21 protein-coding genes are annotated in these 20,439 nt (G+C 37.0%); 17 read left to right on the forward strand and 4 right to left on the reverse strand.

Translation table 11 applies throughout. The features are described 5' to 3' along the window. Nucleotides 1-25 precede the first annotated feature (25 nt). The 13 genes from sstT (at nt 26) to CCAL5182_RS06155 (ending at nt 11,808) form a co-directional block, all read left to right on the forward strand. Nucleotides 26-1,282 (forward strand): serine/threonine transporter SstT, encoded by a 1,257-nt coding sequence (gene sstT / locus CCAL5182_RS06095; protein ID WP_336610517.1) that lies wholly within the window; start codon nt 26-28, stop codon nt 1,280-1,282. A gap of 101 nt (nt 1,283-1,383) precedes the next feature. After that, a complete protein-coding gene (locus CCAL5182_RS06100; protein ID WP_169937359.1) occupies nt 1,384-3,102 on the forward strand; it encodes a M3 family oligoendopeptidase in 1,719 nt (572 codons plus the stop codon). A gap of 1 nt (nt 3,103) precedes the next feature. Next, nucleotides 3,104-3,544: a hypothetical protein gene (locus CCAL5182_RS06105; protein ID WP_169971446.1), complete on the forward strand. Its 441-nt coding sequence runs from the start codon at nt 3,104-3,106 to the stop codon at nt 3,542-3,544. Between the two features lie 206 nt (nt 3,545-3,750). Next, nucleotides 3,751-5,820 (forward strand): ATP-dependent helicase, encoded by a 2,070-nt coding sequence (locus tag CCAL5182_RS06110; protein ID WP_169971444.1) that lies wholly within the window; start codon nt 3,751-3,753, stop codon nt 5,818-5,820. Continuing rightward, nucleotides 5,817-6,638: a tRNA pseudouridine(55) synthase TruB gene (gene truB / locus CCAL5182_RS06115; protein ID WP_170000195.1), complete on the forward strand. Its 822-nt coding sequence runs from the start codon at nt 5,817-5,819 to the stop codon at nt 6,636-6,638. Before CCAL5182_RS06110 ends, truB begins: the two co-directional genes overlap by 4 nt. Beyond that, nucleotides 6,632-6,862: a carbon storage regulator CsrA gene (csrA, locus tag CCAL5182_RS06120; protein ID WP_169937351.1), complete on the forward strand. Its 231-nt coding sequence runs from the start codon at nt 6,632-6,634 to the stop codon at nt 6,860-6,862. The genes truB and csrA overlap by 7 nt, the downstream gene beginning before the upstream one ends. Further along, nucleotides 6,859-7,614 (forward strand): 4-(cytidine 5'-diphospho)-2-C-methyl-D-erythritol kinase, encoded by a 756-nt coding sequence (locus CCAL5182_RS06125; RefSeq protein ID WP_169971440.1) that lies wholly within the window; start codon nt 6,859-6,861, stop codon nt 7,612-7,614. The genes csrA and CCAL5182_RS06125 overlap by 4 nt, the downstream gene beginning before the upstream one ends. After that, nucleotides 7,611-8,066, forward strand: coding sequence for an SsrA-binding protein SmpB (gene smpB / locus CCAL5182_RS06130; protein WP_336610518.1), 456 nt, complete (start codon nt 7,611-7,613; stop codon nt 8,064-8,066). The genes CCAL5182_RS06125 and smpB overlap by 4 nt, the downstream gene beginning before the upstream one ends. Before the next feature lie 9 nt (nt 8,067-8,075). Further along, the gene (locus tag CCAL5182_RS06135; RefSeq protein WP_170000193.1) at nt 8,076-8,678 is read left to right on the forward strand and encodes a TlpA family protein disulfide reductase; all 603 of its coding nucleotides are present in this window, start codon (nt 8,076-8,078) and stop codon (nt 8,676-8,678) included. A 53-nt stretch (nt 8,679-8,731) separates the two neighbouring features. Beyond that, the gene (gene flgB / locus CCAL5182_RS06140) at nt 8,732-9,166 is read left to right on the forward strand and encodes a flagellar basal body rod protein FlgB (protein WP_169937344.1); all 435 of its coding nucleotides are present in this window, start codon (nt 8,732-8,734) and stop codon (nt 9,164-9,166) included. A gap of 9 nt (nt 9,167-9,175) precedes the next feature. Continuing rightward, the gene (gene flgC / locus CCAL5182_RS06145; protein ID WP_170000191.1) at nt 9,176-9,679 is read left to right on the forward strand and encodes a flagellar basal body rod protein FlgC; all 504 of its coding nucleotides are present in this window, start codon (nt 9,176-9,178) and stop codon (nt 9,677-9,679) included. Continuing rightward, entirely contained in the window at nt 9,676-9,969 is a 294-nt protein-coding gene (fliE, locus tag CCAL5182_RS06150; RefSeq protein WP_170000190.1) for a flagellar hook-basal body complex protein FliE, read from the forward strand. Before flgC ends, fliE begins: the two co-directional genes overlap by 4 nt. Nucleotides 9,970-9,975: 6 nt before the next feature. After that, nucleotides 9,976-11,808, forward strand: a complete 1,833-nt coding sequence (locus CCAL5182_RS06155; RefSeq protein WP_336610519.1) for a peptidoglycan D,D-transpeptidase FtsI family protein — start codon at nt 9,976-9,978, stop codon at nt 11,806-11,808. A 2-nt stretch (nt 11,809-11,810) separates the two neighbouring features. Here the strand turns inward: CCAL5182_RS06155 and CCAL5182_RS06160 are convergent, their stop codons facing one another. Genes CCAL5182_RS06160 through CCAL5182_RS06170 form a run of 3 tightly spaced genes read right to left on the reverse strand, consistent with a single transcriptional unit; the run spans nt 11,811 to nt 14,113 of the window. Next, on the reverse strand, nt 11,811-12,275 hold the full coding sequence (locus CCAL5182_RS06160) for a response regulator (RefSeq protein ID WP_336610520.1): 465 nt from the start codon (nt 12,273-12,275) through the stop codon (nt 11,811-11,813). 39 nt (nt 12,276-12,314) lie between these two features. Next, nucleotides 12,315-13,244: a ferrochelatase gene (hemH, locus tag CCAL5182_RS06165; protein WP_336610521.1), complete on the reverse strand. Its 930-nt coding sequence runs from the start codon at nt 13,242-13,244 to the stop codon at nt 12,315-12,317. Continuing rightward, nucleotides 13,241-14,113, reverse strand: a complete 873-nt coding sequence (locus tag CCAL5182_RS06170) for a Gfo/Idh/MocA family oxidoreductase (protein WP_336610522.1) — start codon at nt 14,111-14,113, stop codon at nt 13,241-13,243. Before CCAL5182_RS06170 ends, hemH begins: the two co-directional genes overlap by 4 nt. Before the next feature lie 244 nt (nt 14,114-14,357). Between CCAL5182_RS06170 and alaS the strand changes: the two genes are divergently transcribed. The 4 genes from alaS to CCAL5182_RS06190 are packed head-to-tail and all read left to right on the forward strand — an operon-like array spanning nt 14,358 to nt 19,877. Next, a complete protein-coding gene (gene alaS / locus CCAL5182_RS06175; RefSeq protein ID WP_336610523.1) occupies nt 14,358-16,910 on the forward strand; it encodes an alanine--tRNA ligase in 2,553 nt (850 codons plus the stop codon). Further along, nucleotides 16,910-17,407: a 3-isopropylmalate dehydratase gene (locus CCAL5182_RS06180; protein ID WP_336610524.1), complete on the forward strand. Its 498-nt coding sequence runs from the start codon at nt 16,910-16,912 to the stop codon at nt 17,405-17,407. Before alaS ends, CCAL5182_RS06180 begins: the two co-directional genes overlap by 1 nt. Next, entirely contained in the window at nt 17,407-17,952 is a 546-nt protein-coding gene (gene maf / locus CCAL5182_RS06185; protein ID WP_336610525.1) for a septum formation inhibitor Maf, read from the forward strand. The genes CCAL5182_RS06180 and maf overlap by 1 nt, the downstream gene beginning before the upstream one ends. Beyond that, on the forward strand, nt 17,949-19,877 hold the full coding sequence (locus CCAL5182_RS06190; protein ID WP_170000185.1) for a transglycosylase domain-containing protein: 1,929 nt from the start codon (nt 17,949-17,951) through the stop codon (nt 19,875-19,877). Before maf ends, CCAL5182_RS06190 begins: the two co-directional genes overlap by 4 nt. Nucleotides 19,878-20,082: 205 nt before the next feature. On the opposite strand, the gene rplS is transcribed toward CCAL5182_RS06190, so the two are convergent. Further along, entirely contained in the window at nt 20,083-20,439 is a 357-nt protein-coding gene (gene rplS / locus CCAL5182_RS06195) for a 50S ribosomal protein L19 (RefSeq protein ID WP_169937324.1), read from the reverse strand.

Raw genomic sequence — 20,439 nt, forward strand, 5'->3', positions numbered from 1 at the left:
TTATCTTAAATTTAAAGGTGGTGAAATGAGCGCTTTTTCAAAACTTGCCAGACGCTATGCCGACGGCAACTTGATCGTTCAAATTTTAATAGGCATTATTCTTGGTGCTATCGTAGGTTTTTGGGGACACTCACAACTTGGCGCAGGTGGCGAGTCTGCTAATTTTGCAAATAGTATTTTAAACACTATTTCTATACTTGGCAACCTTTTCGTCGGCGCACTTAAGGCCGTAGCTCCGATACTTGTTTTTGTTCTAGTTGCAACATCGATAATAACAAAAGAGTTTGGCGAAACAAAAGGCATGGGCAAGATCGTATTTTTATATCTTTTAGCTACATTTTTAGCAGCCGTTGTAGCAGTTTGTGCAAGCTTTATGTTCCCTGTTGAACTTGTCTTAAAAGGTGTTGAAACGGCACAGCTAAGCGCCCCTCAAAACGTTATAGATGTATTAAAAGACCTTATATTTAAAATCGTACAAAACCCCGTAGTTGCAATAAGCACCGGTAACTATATAGGCATAATCGCCTGGGCTGTAGGTGCCGGTATTGCGCTTAGAAGTTGCTCAAAAGAGACTAAAAATGTATTTAAAGATGTTAGCGAAGGTATCACAAAGATCGTTAAATTTGTAATCCGTCTTGCTCCGTTTGGTATTTTTGGTCTTGTTGCGATTAGCATTCATGAGACAGGGTTTGACGCTCTTGCTGGATACCTAAAACTTATCTTAGTTTTAGTTGGTTCTATGCTGTTTGTGGCCTTTGGAGTAAATCCTCTAATCGCATTTATAATAACAAATAAAAATCCATACCCTCTTATAATGACAACAATTAAAGAGAGTGCCGTAACTGCGTTTTTCACTCGTTCATCTGCAGCAAATATCCCTGTAAACATGGCTCTTTGTAAAAAACTCGGTCTAAAGGAAGAGCTTTACTCTATCTCTATACCTCTTGGTGCTACCATCAACATGGCTGGCGCGGCGGTCACTATAAGCGTTTTAGCACTTGCGGCAGTAAATTCTCTTGATCATATTACCGTTGATTTTGCAGATGCACTTTTACTTAGTTTTATATCAGCTATCGGAGCATGCGGAGCTTCCGGAGTTGCCGGTGGTTCATTACTACTTGTGCCTCTTGCTTGTGCACTATTTGGAATTTCAGACGATATCGCTATGCAAGTCGTTGCGGTAGGATTTATAATCGGCGTTATCCAGGACTCTGTCGAAACTGCATTAAACAGCTCGTCTGACGTTGTATTTACGGCGATTGCTTCAGAAACTATCAAATAATAAATTTGGCGTCACAAGGCGCCAAATTTACATTAACCTTTAAAACTTGCTTATATCTCATTTTTTCTGTAAAATATTCAAAAAATATTTGAAGGTAATAAATGAGCAAATGGGATCTAACTCCACTTTTTAAAAATACACAAGAACTTGAAAATTTTACATCAAAAACTAAGCTTAACTGCGAAAAATTTAAAGCTAAATTTGAAAAGAAGCTAGCTTTATTAAACGAGCAAGATTTTAAAAACAGCATAGAAAATTACGAAAGTCTACTCTCTGACATCTCAAAAATAATGACTTATGCCTTTTTAGTCTTTGCAAAAGACACAAAACAAGGTGCATTTTATGCTAAATTTGATGAAGAGTGCACAAAAGCGCAACAAAATTTGCTATTTTTCGAGATAGAATTTAATGAGCTTGATGAAAAAATTCAAGACAAATTTATACACTCATCACCAAAATACGCCTACTATCTATCAAATTTACAAAAACAAAAAGCACATCAACTAAGCTTAAAAGAAGAAGAGGTTCTGCTTCGCACTTCAAACACAGGAGCACAAGCCTTTGCAAGACTTTTTGACGAAAGTATGAGTGCAATGAAATTTAAATTTAAAGATAAACTGTTAAGCGAAGAGGAAATTTTAAGCAAACTTCACAGCGCAAATAGAGATGAGCGCAAAATGGCTGCAAAATCACTCTCAAAAGAGCTTAGTAGACATCAACATCTTTTGACATATATCTACAATATGATAAAAACAGATCTTGCAACATCTTGCGAGCTACGAGGCTTTGATAAGCCAGAAGCGCCACGCCATCTTGATAATCAGATCACAAAACAAAGCGTAGATGCACTTATTAAAGCAAGTGAGGATAGCTTTGGTCTCGTGCACGAATACTACCGAAAAAAACGTGAAATTCTAGGTTTTAAAAAGCTTTATGACTACGATAGATACGCGCCGTTAAAAAGTGGCGACGAAATTTATAGCTTTAAAACAAGCAAGGAGATAGTTTTAAAGGCTTTTAATAAATTTAGTCCAGAATTTGGCAAGATCGCCAAAATGGCGTTTAAGGACGGCTGGATAGATGCTTATCCAAGCGACGGCAAAAGAGGAGGGGCATTTTCGCACTCTGGCTCAAGTGACGCCCATCCATACGTTTTGCTTAACCACACAGACCAAAGGCGCGACTTATTTACTTTAGCTCATGAGCTTGGGCATGCCATACATCAAAAGCTAAGTTATAGCGTAGGCTATTTAAATTCCGACACTCCGCTTACTACAGCAGAAACTGCTTCGGTATTTTGCGAGATGTTGGTTTTTGACTATGTTAAAAATACACTTGCACCAAAAGAACGTCAAGCACTTATCGCAAGCAAGCTTGAAGATATCTTTGCAACACTTTATCGCCAGATAAATTTTACTACATTTGAAAGACGCATTCATGCGCACAAAGGCGAGATAAGTAGTGACGAGTTAAATAAAATTTGGCTTGAAGAGAGTGCGAAAATGTTTGGAGATAGCGTTATTTTAAATGATTATTATAAAATTTGGTGGAGCTACATCCCACATTTTATCCACACTCCATTTTACTGCTATGCCTACTCTTATGCACAACTTTTAGTTCTTGCTTTATTTGGACTTTACAAGAGTGGCAAGTGTGAAAATTTCGTTGAAATTTATACTAAGTTTTTAAGCTTTGGTGGCTCAAAAAGTCCAAAAGAGCTTGTTTTAATGTTTGGTTTTGATATAGACAGTGATGATTTTTGGCAAATAGGTCTAAAAGAGATTAAAGAGCTTTTGAAAGAATTTAAGGAGGTAAATTAACATGTTAGAAAGCCTTTTAGATAACGAAGAATTCTCTCTTTTGATGAAAATGCACGTTTACGAGTGTATAGACTTTCTACTGCAAAACAACGTAAATTTCTCCATTATGGCAAATCTCCCTCTTGTAAATTTTAATCCACCGCTTCCACCTGAAGTGAGTATAAATTTTAACATGCCGGTTATCATGTTTAGCCTTGGCGGATACACGTTTGAAAGTGCTGTTTTATCACAGGAAGAGCTTAGTTTTGAAGCTGGATTTGGCACACAAAATTTCGCTTCTTTAGTGACTTTGCCACTTGGAGCGATAGTGCAAATTTTAGTAGAAAACAGTCCTGTTTTGATAAATTTTTCCATACATAAAGCAAGGCAAGATCAGACCAAAAAGTCTATGTCGATCTTTATGTCTAATCCAAACAATAGGGATTTATTCGGGTCAAAATAAATTTTTACAACAAATAAAACAGTAAACTTTATCCATGAGCCGATGCTAATTTTAATTTATGTCAGTTTAGCCCTTAAGTAAAAGTATAAATTTTATTAAAAATTTTCAAGTTCAAAATCTACAAAAACAACTACTTTTATCTATAATCAAGCTTTCAACAATTTTTAGATAAAATCTATGTTTAAATTTAATTTATAAAGTAAAATATGCAAAATTTATTAAACCAATTAAACGATTCACAACAAGAGGCTGCAAGACATATTGATGGAGCCATGCTTATCCTTGCTGGTGCTGGTAGCGGTAAAACAAAAACCATCACAACTCGCCTAGCCTATCTAATAGGCGAAGTTGGCATAGATCCGGCCAACACACTAACACTTACTTTTACAAACAAAGCTGCAAACGAAATGCGAAGTCGCGCACTTGCTATGCTTAGCGATGTAAATACAAATTTCACTCCCCTACTTTGCACATTTCACAAATTCGGTCTTTTGTTTTTAAAATTCTACATCTCAAAACTTGGACGCAAAAACAACTTTATCATCATCGACACCGATGACAAAAAGCGTATCATAAAAAGTTTTGAAAGCCAGATCGCAACCTCTATCCTCGCAAATGAAATTTCAAACTACAAAAACTCTCTTTTCAGTGTAGAAGATGTTTATAAAAACGCAAATTTTTTAAACAATGAAAACGGGAAAGACGGCTTTTATCAAAAGGTGGCCGTTATCTACGAACGCTACGAAGAGTATTTAAAAACAAATAACTTGGTTGACTTTGACGATCTACTCATGCTGACATATAAAATTTTAGACGAAAACGAGGACTTAGCTCGTGAAATTTCAAACAGATATAAATACATAATGGTCGATGAGTATCAAGATACAAACGACTTGCAATACAAACTTCTAAGAAAGCTTTGCGCAACACATGAAAATATCTGCGTCGTCGGCGATGATGATCAAAGCATATACGGCTGGCGCGGTGCAAAGGTCGAAAATATCCTAAATTTCAAAGACCAGTTTAAAGATGTAAAGATCATAAGACTAGAGCAAAACTATCGCTCAACTACGCCGATATTAAAAGCCGCAAACGAGCTTATCGACCACAACCGCAACAGGCTTGGTAAAAATTTAATCAGCGTCAGCGGGGACGGTGAAGAGATAAAACTCATGGAAAGCTTTGATGAAAACATAGAGTCAAACAAGATAGCAAAACAGATAAAAGAGCTACTTCTAAGCGGAGTTGCGGCAAAAGACATAGCCATACTTTACCGTATAAACGCCCTTTCTCGCTCACTTGAAGATGGCTTAAATAAAGAAAAAATTCCATATAAAATGGTCGGAGGTATTAAATTTTACGAACGTGCCGAGATCAAAGATATCATAAGTTATTTAAGGCTTGTGATCAATCAAAATGATGACTTTTCGATAAAACGTATCATCAACCGTCCGAAACGAGGACTTGGTAAGATAAGTCTTGAAAAACTCGAGAAAATCGCATTTGACAATAAAATTTCACTCTTTGAAGCAATTCTTGCCATAGATGAAAAAGACGAAGTTTTTAGCAAAAAAATCAAATCCGCGCTAATGGAATTTACTCAAAACTTAAAAGAACTACAAGGCTTTGAGTCACTTTATGAACTTATTGATAATATAGAAACAAAATTTGGTATTAAAAAATACTACGAAAGCTTGCCTGACGGAAGTGAACGTGCAGCAAATATCGACGAATTTTACGCGATGTTAAAGGATCAAATCAAGCAAAATCCAAGCTTTGATCTTGATGAGTTTTTAAACGAACTAACCATAACTAGCGAGCAGGATAATATAAGCAGCGAAGCTATCTCGATAATGAGCGTGCATGCTAGTAAAGGTCTTGAGTTTGAACACCTTTTTGTTATAGGATTTGAGGAGGGATTTTTCCCGCTCATCGGAGATGGTAGCGACATAGAAGAAGAGCGCCGCTTGGCATACGTAGCCATAACTAGAGCCAAAAGAAATTTAACGCTAAGCTTTGCAAATTCACGCTTTTACAAAGGTCAGCGAACAAGACTTAACAAAAGTAGATTTCTAAGCGAAAGTGGGCTTGTACAAGGCTCTCTTGTTATAGAACAAAGCAACGAATACAAAAAAGGTGATCTTGTCAAACATAAAATTTTTGGTATCGGTCGCGTAACAGAAGTTAGCAAAGTCAAGAAAGAGCTTAAGCTTACGATAAATTTTGCCGGCAATGTCAAAGAGATCATGTCAAGCTTTGTTGAGCATGCCGTATGAACGCAATATTTGTCGCCGATAAACCAACCGGACTAAGCTCGAATCAATTTCTTAGCCGCTTAAAACGAAAATACAAGGTTAAAAAGGCTGGCTACTCCGGCACGCTTGATCCATTTGCAAGTGGCGCTTTAATCGTTGCATTTGGCTCGTATACGCGTTTGTTCAGGTTTTTAAATAAGTCTCCAAAAGTATATGAAGCAACAATGTGGATAGGGGCAAGTAGCAAAAGTCTGGATAATCAAAACATAACGCAGGTGCAAAAAATTTTACCTTTTGCGCCAAGCTCGCTTGAGATAGTGCGTCAAGATTTATTAGAAGAGGTTGAATTTATCCCCCCAAAATATAGCGCTAAAAACATAAACGGCGAGCGCGCGTATAATCTTGCAAAAAAAGGTATAGAATTCGAGCTAAAAAAACAGACGATGCAGGTTTTTAGCTGTGAAATTTTACACTACATGCATCCGTTTTTGACATTTAGAATTTCACTTAGCGAAGGTGGATATGTGCGCTCTTACGCGGAGCTTTTTGCAAAAAAACTAGGCTTTGATGCAACATTAACTGCGCTTAGACGGATTAGCGAAGGTAAATTTAAATTTGAAAACGAAAAATTTCTAAATCCAACTGAAATTTTAGACATAAAAGACAACGAATATCTAGGCGACATAAGCGACCTGTTTGACGGCAAAGAGCTTAATGTAGGCAAGCTAAAATTTAAAGAAAATGGGATATATTTACTAAATTATGATAAATTTTTTAGCATTATCGAAGTGCAAAACGATATGGTTAATTATTGTTTAAACAAGGTTGAAAAATGTTAATACTTTCAAGAAAAGAAAATGAAGAAATTTTGCTTGGCAACGACATTAAAATAACAGTTGTTAGCATCTCAAAAAGTGGTGTTAAAATCGGCATAGAAGCCCCAAAAAACATGATGATACTAAGAAGCGAGCTTTCAAATGAGATCAAAGCCAAAAATACAGAAGCAAGCAAACATGCAAGCGATGAAAATTTAACGGAACTATCAAAGAAAATCGAGAAATGAAAAGCTACGCAAAAATCAATATCTTCTTAAAGATCGTCGGTACTCGCGGCAATTATCATGAAATTTTATCGAGATTTGCGAGATTTGAAGATATTTTTGATGAGATAGAATTTCAAAAAGCGGATAAATTTGAGCTTACTAGCAATGTTGACATTAAAGACAACATTATTTTAAAGGCCAAAACCGAGCTTGAAAATGCGGGCTTTAAAGATGTGATCAATGAGTTTTTTACTGCCCATAAAATCGTTCTTAATAAAAATATCCCAACAGGCGCCGGTCTTGGTGGGGGAAGTTCAAATGCGGCGACATTCTTACTCATGACAAACGAGCAGTTAAATTTAAAAATCCCAATGAACAAACTAGCACAAATCGGCGCAAAGATCGGCTCTGATGTGCCGTTTTTTATCTATGGATACAAAAGTGCAAATGTTAGCGGGGTTGGCGAGATAGTTAAAGAATTTGACGATGATGTGCCTCAAACTAGGCTTATAACGCCTAATGTATTTTGCTCCACGCCTCAGGTTTATAAAAAATTTAGAAGTGATTTTATGCAAAATATCAATGTGAAACAGGCGAATGATTTTTTAAATTTGAGCTCATCAAAGCTTTTGCAAAATTTTAAAAACTACGAGCTAAACGATCTTTATGCGCCTTGTCTTGAACTTTATCCGCAGCTTAAAGAGCATGAGGATCAATTTTTAAGTGGAAGTGGAAGCTCGTTTTTTATGCTTAAATCACAGGATAGCAAATGATAAAAGACTTAGCAAAAAATAAAAAAGCGCTACATGATTTTAGCATTTTAGAAACATTTGAAGCCGGTATAGTTTTACGTGGCAGTGAAGTAAAATCGCTTCGCGCAGGACGAGTAAATTTAAAAGATAGTTTCGTACGTATCATAAAAGGCGAGATGTTTTTGCTAAACGCTCACATCGGACATTTAGAAACAACACACGCAAGCTTTAGGCCAGATGAACGCGCTCCAAGAAAGCTTTTAATGCACAAAAAACAGATCGATAAACTATTTGGTAGCGTAACAAGAGATGGGCTAACTATGGTTGCGCTCTCGCTTTATCTAAACGATAAAAATATCGTTAAAGTTCGTGTAGCACTTGCAAAAGGTAAAAATTTACACGACAAACGTGAAACTTTAAAAAAACGTGAAGCCGATCTTGAATCTCGTGCCGCGATGAAAAAATCTATTTAAAGGTAAAAAATGAAAAAAATTCTAACTGTTTTACTCTCAACGTTTTTATTCTTAGGTTGCAGTAGCGAAGAAAAAGAGACGAGTGTTTTAAATTTTAAAGAATACGCAAAAGGCGAAGAGATAAAATTAACAAGCGTTTCCGGCAAAGAACTAACCCTTGTAAGAACGCAAAATGGATTTAACATAAAAGGCGATGAAAACAAGATCATAATGTTTGATATATTTGGCACATTTTGTCCTCCTTGTCAAAAAGAAGCTCCAAATTTAATGGAATACCAACTAAAAAATGTTGAAAATTTTATACTTATCGGACTTACTTACTTTGAAAACGTAACAGACGAATATGTCCAAAAAGAATTTATAGAAAAATACAATGGATACTACTTTATCGCAAACAACCAAAAGATAAATGAGCGTTTGGTAGAGCACATCACTCGCGATATAGATTATAAACGCGAGATAAGCTTGCCGTTTAAGGTAGTAACAAAAGATGGTGCATATCAGCTTTTAACAGATGTAGATAGTGGAAATTTTGGAGTTAAATATTATCTTGGCGGTATAAAAATAGACAAAATGAAAAGTGACATCGAAAGAATTCAAAGCGCAAAATAGCCTACTTTGGAACAAATTTTGCTTGCAATAATAAAAATTTAGAAAGGAACAAAATGTTTGTACTTCAACATTCAAAGTCATCTGACCTAGTAGCCGAAGCTATGAGCGCAAGAGAGATGCGTCAAAGACTAATATCCGGCAATATAGCAAACATTGACACTCCTTTTTATAAAGCACGGGATATAAATTTCGAAACAACACTTAGACAAAAAGCGGATGAAATTTATAACAGATCAAACTCAACCAAGCTAGATCTAGCTCAAACCGACGACGCACATATACCTATGGTGGATTTTCCAAGAAACGATAGGGCACAAGTGTTTTTGCGCGACGGTCATATGGCTAGAAATGACGCAAATACGGTTGATCTTGATATAGAAACAACCGAGCTAAGCAAAAACTCCACTATGCTAAGCGCACTTGATAACGCCTATAGACGCCACGGATCGATCTTTAGAAACGTTATAGAGTCTAGCGGTAAACTATAAGGATAAATGATGTCTTACTTAAATGATTTTGATATAAGCGGATATGGACTTAGCGCGCAACGCTTTAGAATGAACGTTATAAGTTCAAACATAGCAAATGCTCAAACTACACGCACCGCAGAAGGCGGACCATATAGAAGACAAGAAGTTATTTTTAAAGCGATTGATTTTAATAAAATTTTAAACGAACAAATAAGAGATAACGACTCTTTGCTTGAGTATGAAAACCCTCTTGATGATCCAGCGTCTCCCAAAAATGCACATCCGTCGCTTATGAGCGTGGTTGTTGATAAAGTTGTTCGCGACGATAAGGACTTTATGTTAAAATACGATCCAAACCATCCTGATGCAAACGTAAATGGATATGTAGCTTTCCCTAATATCAATCCGGTTATAGAGATGAGTGATCTTTTGGAAGCCACAAGGGCGTATCAGGCAAACGTAGCTGCTTTTCAAAGCGCTAAAACTATCGCACAAAGCGCGATACAACTAATTTCAGGACAATCATCATGATAAATAATATAAACGGCATAAACGAAGCATCTTTAGCTCAAAACAATAAAAAAGTAAGCCAAACAAATCAAAATGAATTTGAAAACATATTAAACAACTCGCTAAAAGAGCTAAACGAAGTTCAAGTAAATGCCGACAAAGCCGTTGCAGACCTTGCCACAGGCGAAGTAAAAGACCTACACCAAGCAGCTATCGCGATAGGCAAAGCAGATATGAGTATGAAATTAATGCTTGAAATTCGCAACAAAGCAATCAGCGCATATAAAGAAATTTCAAGAACACAAATTTAATTTTTTATGAATTCCAAAAAGTCAAAAATAACTATACTTTTTTTATTTATCACATTAGGAATTCTTCTTTTTGTCGCGGTTATATTTTATAGAGCAACGATAGAGAGAAAACTTCCAAGACTTCAATCAAGCGAGATAAATACCGCACTGCGTGGAAGCATAATCACAAAAGACGGCTTCAGTGTTGCTTCAAGCCAAAAACTATACAAAGTCATGCTTGATACAAGAAACATCGATCCAGACAAAAAAGAGATGTTCATAAAACTTTATTCGCTTTACAGCGGAGAAGATCCAAACGCCGTAAGAAAGATCATAAACGACACAAACGGGCAAGTTACTCTTTCTTACAAGATAGACGCAAAAGGGGCAGCATACTTAAAAGAATTGGCCAGAAAATTAAACAGGAAAAAAATTCTTATCTCCTATCAAGACAAAAACGGCAACGTTTCATTTCAAGGTATGAGCATAGTCGAAAGTGGCGAAAACCGCAGATACATGGCCGCTCATGCCATAGCACCGGCTCTTGGGTATACTAAAAAAACGGAAAAAGACAACATGACAAAGACAGTCGGTGTAAAGGGAGTAGAAAGATACTACGAAGACTACCTGGCTCCGATACAAGATGCTAAAATTCTTGGACCGCGAGACGTAGGAAGCAACATCATCTTAACAAGTGATTCAAATTTAGCTAACAGGATCGACGGATACAACGCCATATTGTCCATACCTTTAAAATTTCAAACAAAGCTTGAGCAAATCCTAGATGAAAGACGAAGCTTTTTAGACGCAAAAGAAATTGTTATCTGTATAATGAACAGCAAAACAGGTGAAATTTTATCTCTTGCCTCAAGCTCAAGATATGATCCCTCAAATATAAAACGCACCGACTATCCTGCCCTAAACTCAACCGCAACCGAATACGCATACGAAGTAGGTTCTGTTTTTAAACCGTTTATATTTGCATTATTACTTCAAGAAAATAAGATAAATCCGCTTGAAAACATAAACACTCACAATGGTCGCTATCAACTTGGAAAGCGTATCATAAGGGATACTCACCCAGAGCCTTTTATGAGCGCGGAAGACATTATAGTATATAGCTCAAACATCGGCATGATCGAGATAGTAAACCGCTTAAGCGGTACAGAAATTTATCAAGGTCTTTTAAATTTTGGCTTTTCTAGAAAAACCGGCATAGACATGCCTTACGAGCAAGTCGGTATGCTACCAAACACAACAAGACTAAACTCTCAAACATATAAAGCAACCGTTAGCTACGGATACGGACTTCAATCAACCTTTATGCAACTACTTAAGGCATACAACGTCTTTAACAACAAAGGAGTTGAAGTAACCCCTCATTTGGTTGAGTTTTTAGAAAAAAATGGCAAACATTTTACACTGCCAAAAGATGAACCAAAGCAAATCATCAGCCAAGAAGCTGCAAAAATAATGAAAAGAATTTTAATAAAAACCGTAGATAAGGGAACTGGCATAAAAGCCCAAACTCCAGGACTTGAGGTGGGTGGAAAAACAGGCACCGCGCACATTGCCGTAGGAAAAGGCGGATATAGTAATACCTACAACGGTTCGTTTTTCGGTTTTGCAAACGACTCTAAAGGTAACAGCTACACCATAGGCGTTCTAGCTAGAAATCCACAAAAACCATACTATTATTTTGGTGCACAAAGCGCGTTACCTGTATTTAAAAAGGCGATTGATTTGATGGTTGAAGAGGGCTACTTAGTGCCGGATGAAGCCATAATCGCACAAATAAATGCTAAAAAAGAGCAAGATAAAGATAAGAAAAAGACACAAGAGCGTAGGATTTTAGACTAACCCTACGCCAAAGAAAGTTCTGCAAGAACGGAATTTAAATTTACAACAGAAGATTTAGTTCCTGCAAGTTGCTGCTGTTTTTCAAGTATACTCTGACTCGCAAGAGAGTTTTGTATTTGCTTGCGATACTCGCTTAGCATTTCCTCAAGTATCTTTAAAAGCTCACTGCGCTGATCATTGCTTTTATTTGGATCGTTTATGCCAAGCGTTTCTATTAACTCATTTCTTTTTTGAGCTATTTTTTGCTCGATTTTATCTTCATTCAGTTGTGTTATATATCCATATGCGCCAAGCTCACTAAGGCGTTGTTTAAAGTCTTCTACTTCTTGCGAGAGATCATTTTTACTTGTCTTGTTTTTAAGGGCTGAGTTTAAAATTTCATCAAATTTCAAACTCTTGTTTTTTTCATTTTTACCAGCTTCAAGCTGCGATAGAAAATCAACCAAAGAGTTGTTTTGAACTTTCATTTTTTACCTTTCTAAAAAGATAAATTTTACAAGCAAAAACTATTCCTTTATATTGTTTACTATAAACTCCGCAAAAGCGTCAGAGGCATTTGGACACTCGCACACCTCATAAAACTCAAAACCAAGCTCTTTTGCAATATGTCTATACTCAACATCAAGCTCAAAAATCGTCTCTGAATTATCCACGCAAAAAGATAGTGGATAGATCAAAGCTTTTTTATTTTTAAGCAAAGAAAGAACATCATTCAAAGACGGCTCAAGCCACTTAACAGGACCTAGACGAGACTGATATGCAAGCTTGACATCTTTAAAATTTAACCCCTCTTTTTCTAATAAATTTGTTAAAATTTCAACATGCTCTTTCACATGCGCTTCGTATCTATCGCCGTTGTTAATAATTTTTTGAGGTAAGGAGTGAGCTGAAAATATCATTGAAATTTCACCCATATCCATGCTTAATATTTTATCTTTTATGCTTTTTATGATTATTTGATTATACTCTTTACTTTCGTAAAAATACCTCACTTCTTGCACTTTTGCCTTTAAGCCAAGCTCATTATAAGCTTTATAAAAGTCGTTTAAACTTGAAGTTACGGTCGTGATAGAGTGATGAGGATAAAGAGGAAAAACAACTATCTCGTCTACGTTTTCATGTCTGCTTAAAACCTCTTTACAAAATGGTGGCGTATAGTTCATAGCATAGTCAAATACAAATTTATTGTTTTGATTTAGCTTGTCACAAAGCCTTTGAGTTATCTCACAAATAGGTGACTTTCCGCCTATTTGCTTATAATTTTCTTGAGCTGATTTGAGCCTCATTTTTGTTATCATAAAAGCCAAAAATTTACGCAAAAAAGGATTTTTAACCCCTAAAATACAAGGATCGTTAAACATATTTTTTAAGAAAATTTCAACTTCACAGCTCTTTCTTGGACCGCCCATGTTTAGAAGAAGTATCAGTTTTTTCATGCAAAAAGTTCTTTGATCTTGATTAGGTCATCAAGGTTTGAAAGCTCGCTGCTTTCACCACTCTGGCAAAGGTTGTAAAACTCGTCATACTGTGTTTTTATCTCGTTTTCGTCTTGATAAACCTTTAAATTTATCTGTCCGTATTCGTTTAATTGATGAAGTCTAACTCCGCTTAGATCCCCTATATAAACACCACTTTTAGCATTTACTTCCACCACAAAACGGTTTATACAGCTTGAGATAGAATTTGAAATGTTTATTAAAATTTGATTTTTAGTTTTAAGCTTCATGGCTACATTATCAGTAGACCTTGCGTTAGTTTTGTTTGCCTCGGAGTATGAAAATTCATAAATTTCACTATTGCTTAAAATTTTAGCAAGATCGATATCAAACATACAAAGCTCTCTAACGATATTTTTACCAGGCATTGATACACAGTGAGATATATTTATACTATAAATTTCCTCTTCTTTTGCAAGTGCGCGTTTTAGCGAGGTGATAACCGGATTAAACCTCAAGCTCATACCGCTACAGACATTTGCCTTGTTGGTGGTTGCGGCGTATTTTATCTCTTTTATCTCGCTTAAACTTTTAAATTTAGGCTCGGCGATTAGTATATTTTTACAGTATTTGGCGCATTTAAAAAAGCCAAAAACAAGCTCATCACTAGAAAGGCAAAGCACGATTGCTTGAGGTTTGGCCTCTTCTATGAAACTGTTAAAATCATCAAAAAATTTAGCCCTACAATGATCATCACGACAGTTAGCGTCAAACACCCCGCAAACTTCAAATTTATCAGAACGCCTTAATATAGCATAGTGTTTTTTGGCAATACCAGAATACCCAACAATGCCGATTTTAAGCTTCATTATGCAGCCTTTCTTAAATTTTTATTCTAATTATATTTTTTATTCACTCAAACTTAGCTAAATTTTAAGATTTATTTTCATTATTATAAGTTTTTAAGCTTATATTTATAAATATCACTAAGCTTATGGCGCAAAAAATTTTATTTTACCAACTCTAAGACATTTTTTAGTAAATTTATAAATTTAAAAACGATTTTTAGATAAAATTAACGCCAAAAAATTAAAATAATTTATAGGAAAAAACATGCAAAATTTTGATGTTAGACAGGCTTATTTAGACTATTTTAAAAGCAAGGGACACGAAGTTATAGAGTCGGCTCCGCTAGTGCCAAACGATGCTACGCTGCTATTTACAAATGCAGGAATGGTGCCATTTAAAAGTATTTTCACAGGTGAAGTTCCACGCCCTACTCCTCCTATTCGCACAAGTTGCCAAACCTGTATAAGAGCGGGCGGCAAGCACAACGACCTAGACAACGTCGGATATACGGCTCGCCACCATACGTTTTTTGAGATGCTTGGAAACTTTAGCTTCGGCGAATACTTCAAAAAAGATGCGATCGCATACGCCTGGGAATTTGTTACGCAAGTATTAAAACTTCCAAAAGATCGTCTATATGTAACAGTTCATGAGAGCGATGATGAAGCTTACGGAATGTGGCAAGAGCATATCGCAAAAGATAGAATTTATAAATTCGGTGATAAAGATAACTTCTGGCAAATGGGCGATACGGGACCTTGCGGGCCTTGCTCTGAGATATTTTACGATCAAGGCGCGGAGCATTTTAACTCAGATGAGGACTATATGGGCGGTGACGGAGACCGCTTTTTGGAGATTTGGAACTTAGTATTTATGCAGTTTGAGCGAAGTGCGGACGGCAAGCTAACCACACTTCCAAAGCCCTCGATTGATACCGGAATGGGACTTGAGCGCGTAACCGCGATAAAAGAGGGTAAATTTAGCAACTACGATAGCTCACTTTTCATGCCTTATATAAACGAGGTCGCCAAACTTTGCGGTAAGCCTTACGAGTACGCCACAGGTGCGAGCTACCGCGTCATTAGTGATCATATCCGCTCGGTTACCTTTTTACTGGCTCAGGGCGTAAATTTTGATAAAGAGGGTCGCGGATACGTGCTTCGCAGGATTTTACGTCGTGCGGTGCGCCACGGCTACCTGCTTGGTATCAAAAAGCCGTTTATGTATAAGCTTGTCGATAAGGTTTGCGAGCTAATGGGCGGACACTACGCGTATCTAAACGAGAAAAAAGAGGCGGTAAAAGAGCAAATCAAACTTGAAGAGGAGAGATTTTTCGCTACGATCGCTTCGGGACTTGAGCTGTTTAACGATGAGCTAACACGCACAAAAGACATATTTAGCGGCGAAGTTGCATTTAAGTTATATGACACATTTGGCTTCCCGCTAGATCTAACTGCCGATATGCTAAGAGATAAAAACTTAAAGGTAGATGAGGCGAAATTTGATGAGCTTATGAGCGAGCAAAAGGCACGCGCAAAAGCCGCTTGGAAAGGCAGTGGAGATAAGAGCGCAAAGGGCGACTTTAAAGAGCTTTTGGAGGTTTTTGGAGAGAATGAATTTATAGGTTACGAAGCGCTTGATAGCCAGAGTAAAATTTTAGCCATACTTGATGAGGACTTTAAGCGCACAAATAGCCTAAAAGCCGGCGAGAACGGCTGGGTAATGTTTGATAAGACTCCATTTTACGCGCAAAGCGGCGGTCAATGCGGCGATAGCGGCGAGATAACAGGCAAAGCACAAATCCTTGATACACAAAAATTCCACGGATTAAATTTATCGAGTGTTAAAGCAAATGTAGAGCTAAAAACAGGCGATGAGGTAAGCGTAAAAGTAAGTAGTGAGCGAAGCGAGATAGCACGCCACCACAGCGCTACCCACATCCTACACTCAGCACTTAGAAAGGTCCTAGGCACACATATCGCACAAGCTGGATCAAGCGTAGAGGCTGATAAACTACGCTTTGACTTCTCTCATCCTAAGGCACTCACAAGTGAGGAACTAGTGGGGATCGAGGCCTTCGTGCAAAACGCCATAGTAAAAGGCGAAGCGGCAAAAACCCAGATAATGGATATAGAAGATGCTAAAAGTAGCGGTGCGATCGCACTATTTGGCGAGAAGTACGCCGATAAAGTGCGCGTGCTAAGTTTTGGCGAGGTTAGCAAGGAGCTTTGCGGAGGAACTCATGTGCATAATTTAAATGAGATCGGAGCATTTTTTATAACCAAAGAGAGTGGCGTAAGTGCCGGTGTGCGCAGGATCGAGGCTGTTTGCTCAAAGGCAGCCCTAAATTTAGCTAAAAATTTACGCGCCGAGCTAGATGAGATCAAAACCGAGCTGAAGAGCATAGAACCGATGATCACGATTAAAAAGCTAAAAACTGAGATAAAAAGCTTAAAGGACGAGCTTAAAAATGCAGGTAGCTCAAAAGCTATAAATTTAAGCGACATTAATGGCGTAAAAGTGTGCGTTGAAATTTTAGAAAGCGGCGATATAAAAACTGCGATAGATGAGATCAAAAACGCAAATGAACGCACTGCTGTGCTATTTATGCAAGTAAAAGACGATAAAGTCGCTATCGCGGCAGGTGTGAAAAACGCTAGCATAAAAGCAGGCGAATGGGTTAAAATGACGGCTCAAATTTTAGGCGGCAATGGCGGAGGCAAGGATGACTTCGCAACAGCAGGCGGTAAAGATACATCAAAAATTCAAGATGCCACAAAAGCAGCACTTGAATTTGCAAAGGAAAAACTCATCTAATGATCAAATACGACATAGCTTTTGCACGCTTAGGGCAATTTTTGCCCTTTTTACACATAGCGTCTGCTGCCGTTTTTATAGGACTTCAGCTTGGTTTGCTGATATTTGGTAGATATCTTTTATCAAATAGATGCAAAAGCACAGACAAGGTGTTTTTAACTATAAGATTTTTAAGACAATTTGGTATTTTTTTGATAATATCACTATTTGTTATCGCAACAAGTAGCTTTTTATTTAGCAATCAAGATGCGTCATTAAGATCAGCAGACCCGATGGCTACGGCTATACTTGCGACAAAGTGGACACTATGGCTGTTTTTAACACTAAATCTTAGCTATATGTTTTATCACTACAAAAAGGCAATTGCTGCACTAAAAATTCGAGAAAAGATAACGCTTCATGAAAGCCTAGTCGTTATTATCATCTACTTTGCTCCTTTAAATTTAATAGTATCATTCATAGCCGTTTATCTAGGCGTTGCTTATAAGGATTTTTAATGTTAACACTTGCTTCAAGTTCACAAACAAGAGCTAAAATTTTAACCGAGAACGGCATAAAATTTAAACAAATTTCATTTGATTTTAACGAGAACGATGTGAGTGATCAATGTGAGCCACATATCTATGTTCAAAATGTCGTAAAATCCAAAAAAGAGCAGTTTTTAAAACTATATCCGGATGTAAAAAATGTCATCTTTGCAGATAGCTGCGTAGCTTGTGACAGTAAAATTTTAGGCAAAGCAAAAGACGAGCAAGATGCTATTAATATGCTTAACCTGCAAAGCGGCAATATCGCTTCAGTTTTTACGGCAATGATATTTTTAGCAGAGGATTTTGAATTTATAAACGTTAGCGAAACTGCATATAAATTTGCAAATTTTAAAGAAGAAGACATAAAAGAGTATATCAAAAACGGTGAATACAAAGACAAAGCGGGAGCGATGATGGTAGAAGGTTTTAACAAAAAATATATCATAAAACAAATCGGCAATACAAGCACTGCAAGAGGGCTAAATGTCGAACTTTTAAAGGCATATTTATGAAATATATTTTATGGATATTTTTTGCAGGAGCTCTTGCTCTTGGTGGCGGCTTTGTATATATTTACTCGCAGGTTCGCTTTGATGCATATAGTATAATCGACTACAAGCCAAAGCTTACAACTCAAATTTTTGATAGAAACAACGAACTTATAGCAAATATCTTTGAGGAAAACAGAGTCTATGTAAAATACGAAGAAATTCCCTCAAGAGTAGTTGAAGCGCTTGTTGCCATAGAAGATACTAGCTATTTTGAGCATGGAGGCATAAACTACGAAGCTATAGTAAGAGCTGTTATAAAAGATATAAAAGCAGGTAGATTTGTCGAAGGAGCGAGCACTCTTACCCAGCAGCTTGTTAAAAATTTAGCTTTAAGTAGCGAAAAAAAGATAATGCGAAAGATCAAAGAGATCGTCTTAGCCATTAAGCTTGAAACCGAACTAGACAAAGAGCAGATCATAGAACGATACTTAAATCACGTATATTTCGGTCACGGATATTACGGCATTAAAACAGCTGCAGATGGATACTTTAGAAAAGACTTAAAAGAGCTTAGTATAAAAGAGATAGCCATGCTAGTAGGCTTACCAAAAGCACCAAGCTCTTATGACCCTACAAAGCATTTAGACCTATCTTTAGGGCGCGCAAACAGAGTTCTTGAACGCATGTATACGATAGGTTGGCTAAACGAAGAAGAGTATCGCAAAGGCATACTCGAAGAGCCTGCTGTATTTGACGACACCTTAAGCAAAAATAAGGCTCCGTATGTAGTAGATGAGATCATAAAAGAAGTCTCAAAAAGAGTTGACGATATAAGAACCGGTGGATATAAAATTTATAGCACCGTAGATCTTAATGTGCAAAAAATGGCAAATGAAGCCCTAATATACGGATATAACGAAATTTTAAAGCGTGATAAAAAAGCAAATGCAAACATACTAAATGGCGCGATAGTCGTTACGCAGCCTCAGACCGGACATATTTTAGCACTTGTTGGTGGGGTTGATTACTCAAAAAGTAGTTACAACCGTGCAACCCAGAGTGCAAGACAACCTGGCTCAAGCTTTAAGCCTTTTATCTATCAAATCGCGCTTGATGAGGGATACTCGGTAGTATCACAACTAGCAGACATAGCGCGAAGCTTTGATATGGGCAACGGCAAAGAGTGGACGCCTAAAAACTACAGTGGCGGCTTTCAAGGCTACATTAGCTTAAAATCAGCCCTAACACAGTCAAGAAACCTAGCAACTATAAATTTGCTAAACGACCTAGGTCTTAGCTCTGTTAGAGCAAAGCTTTCAAACATAGGCTTTCAAAATATACCGGAAAATTTATCCATCGCACTTGGAAGCTTTGGTATATCGCCTGTAAATTTTGCTAAATTTTACTCAATGTTTCCAAACGAGGGAGAGATTGTCGAGCCGATACTTATAAAATATGTAGAAAATAGCTTTGGCGCGGTTGTAAATTACGAAGCAAAAAAAGAACAGGTTTTAAAGCCTGAACAAGCATTTTTAATGATAGATCTTCTTAAAAACGTCGTTAACAATGGAACCGGTCGTAATGCCAAAATAAATGGCATACAAGTAGCAGGCAAAACAGGCACAACAAACAATAACATAGACGCTTGGTTTTGCGGTTTTACGCCTGATGTTCAAGCCATAATCTGGTACGGCAATGACGACAATTCGCCAATGAAAAAGATAGAAGGCGGTGGTAGAACTGCGGCGCCGGTCTTTAAGAAATTTATGGAAACATACATAAAACAATACCCGACAGTAAGACGCGTATTTGAACAGCCTGAAGGCGTTTATAAAGGTATTTACAATGGAGTAGACGAGTTATACACAAACGACTCACCTTTACCTGAGATAATACCTGCAAACGAAATAATACAAGAGCAAGAAAATAACGGTTTAATGTTTTAAACCGCTTGCCTTTATCGTTATGGTATTTTAGTTTTATCATAGCGACAAATTTATACAAACCATCAAATCAAATTTTCAAATAAATACAGTCAACTAAAAATTTAAATAAAAACAATAACTAAATCACAAAGAAAAAAGTGGAATAATGGATGATATACTTTAAAGAAGAAAAATTTCAAAGGAAAAACCTTTGAAATTTATATTTTTATTTTCTAAGTTCGCGGATCTTAGCAGCTCTACCGCGTAAATTGCGTAGATAAAATAGTTTAGCACGTCTAACACGACCACGTCTTAATACAGTGATCTCTTCGATACTTTCGCTATAAATAGGGAAAATTCTCTCAACGCCTACACTGTTTGCGCCGATTTTTCTGATCATGAATGTCTCACCTACGCCACTTCCGCGTCTAGCTATACAGACACCTTCAAAATTTTGAACCCTAGTCTTATCGCCCTCTTTAATACGAATAGCTACACGAAGTGTATCACCCGCACGAAATTCAGGCACAGTTTTGCTTGCGATTTGAGCATTCTCAAATGCTTCAATATACTTATTTCTCAT

The sequence above is a fragment of the Campylobacter sp. 7477a genome (genome assembly GCF_014892335.1).
Lineage (GTDB): Bacteria > Campylobacterota > Campylobacteria > Campylobacterales > Campylobacteraceae > Campylobacter_A > Campylobacter_A californiensis.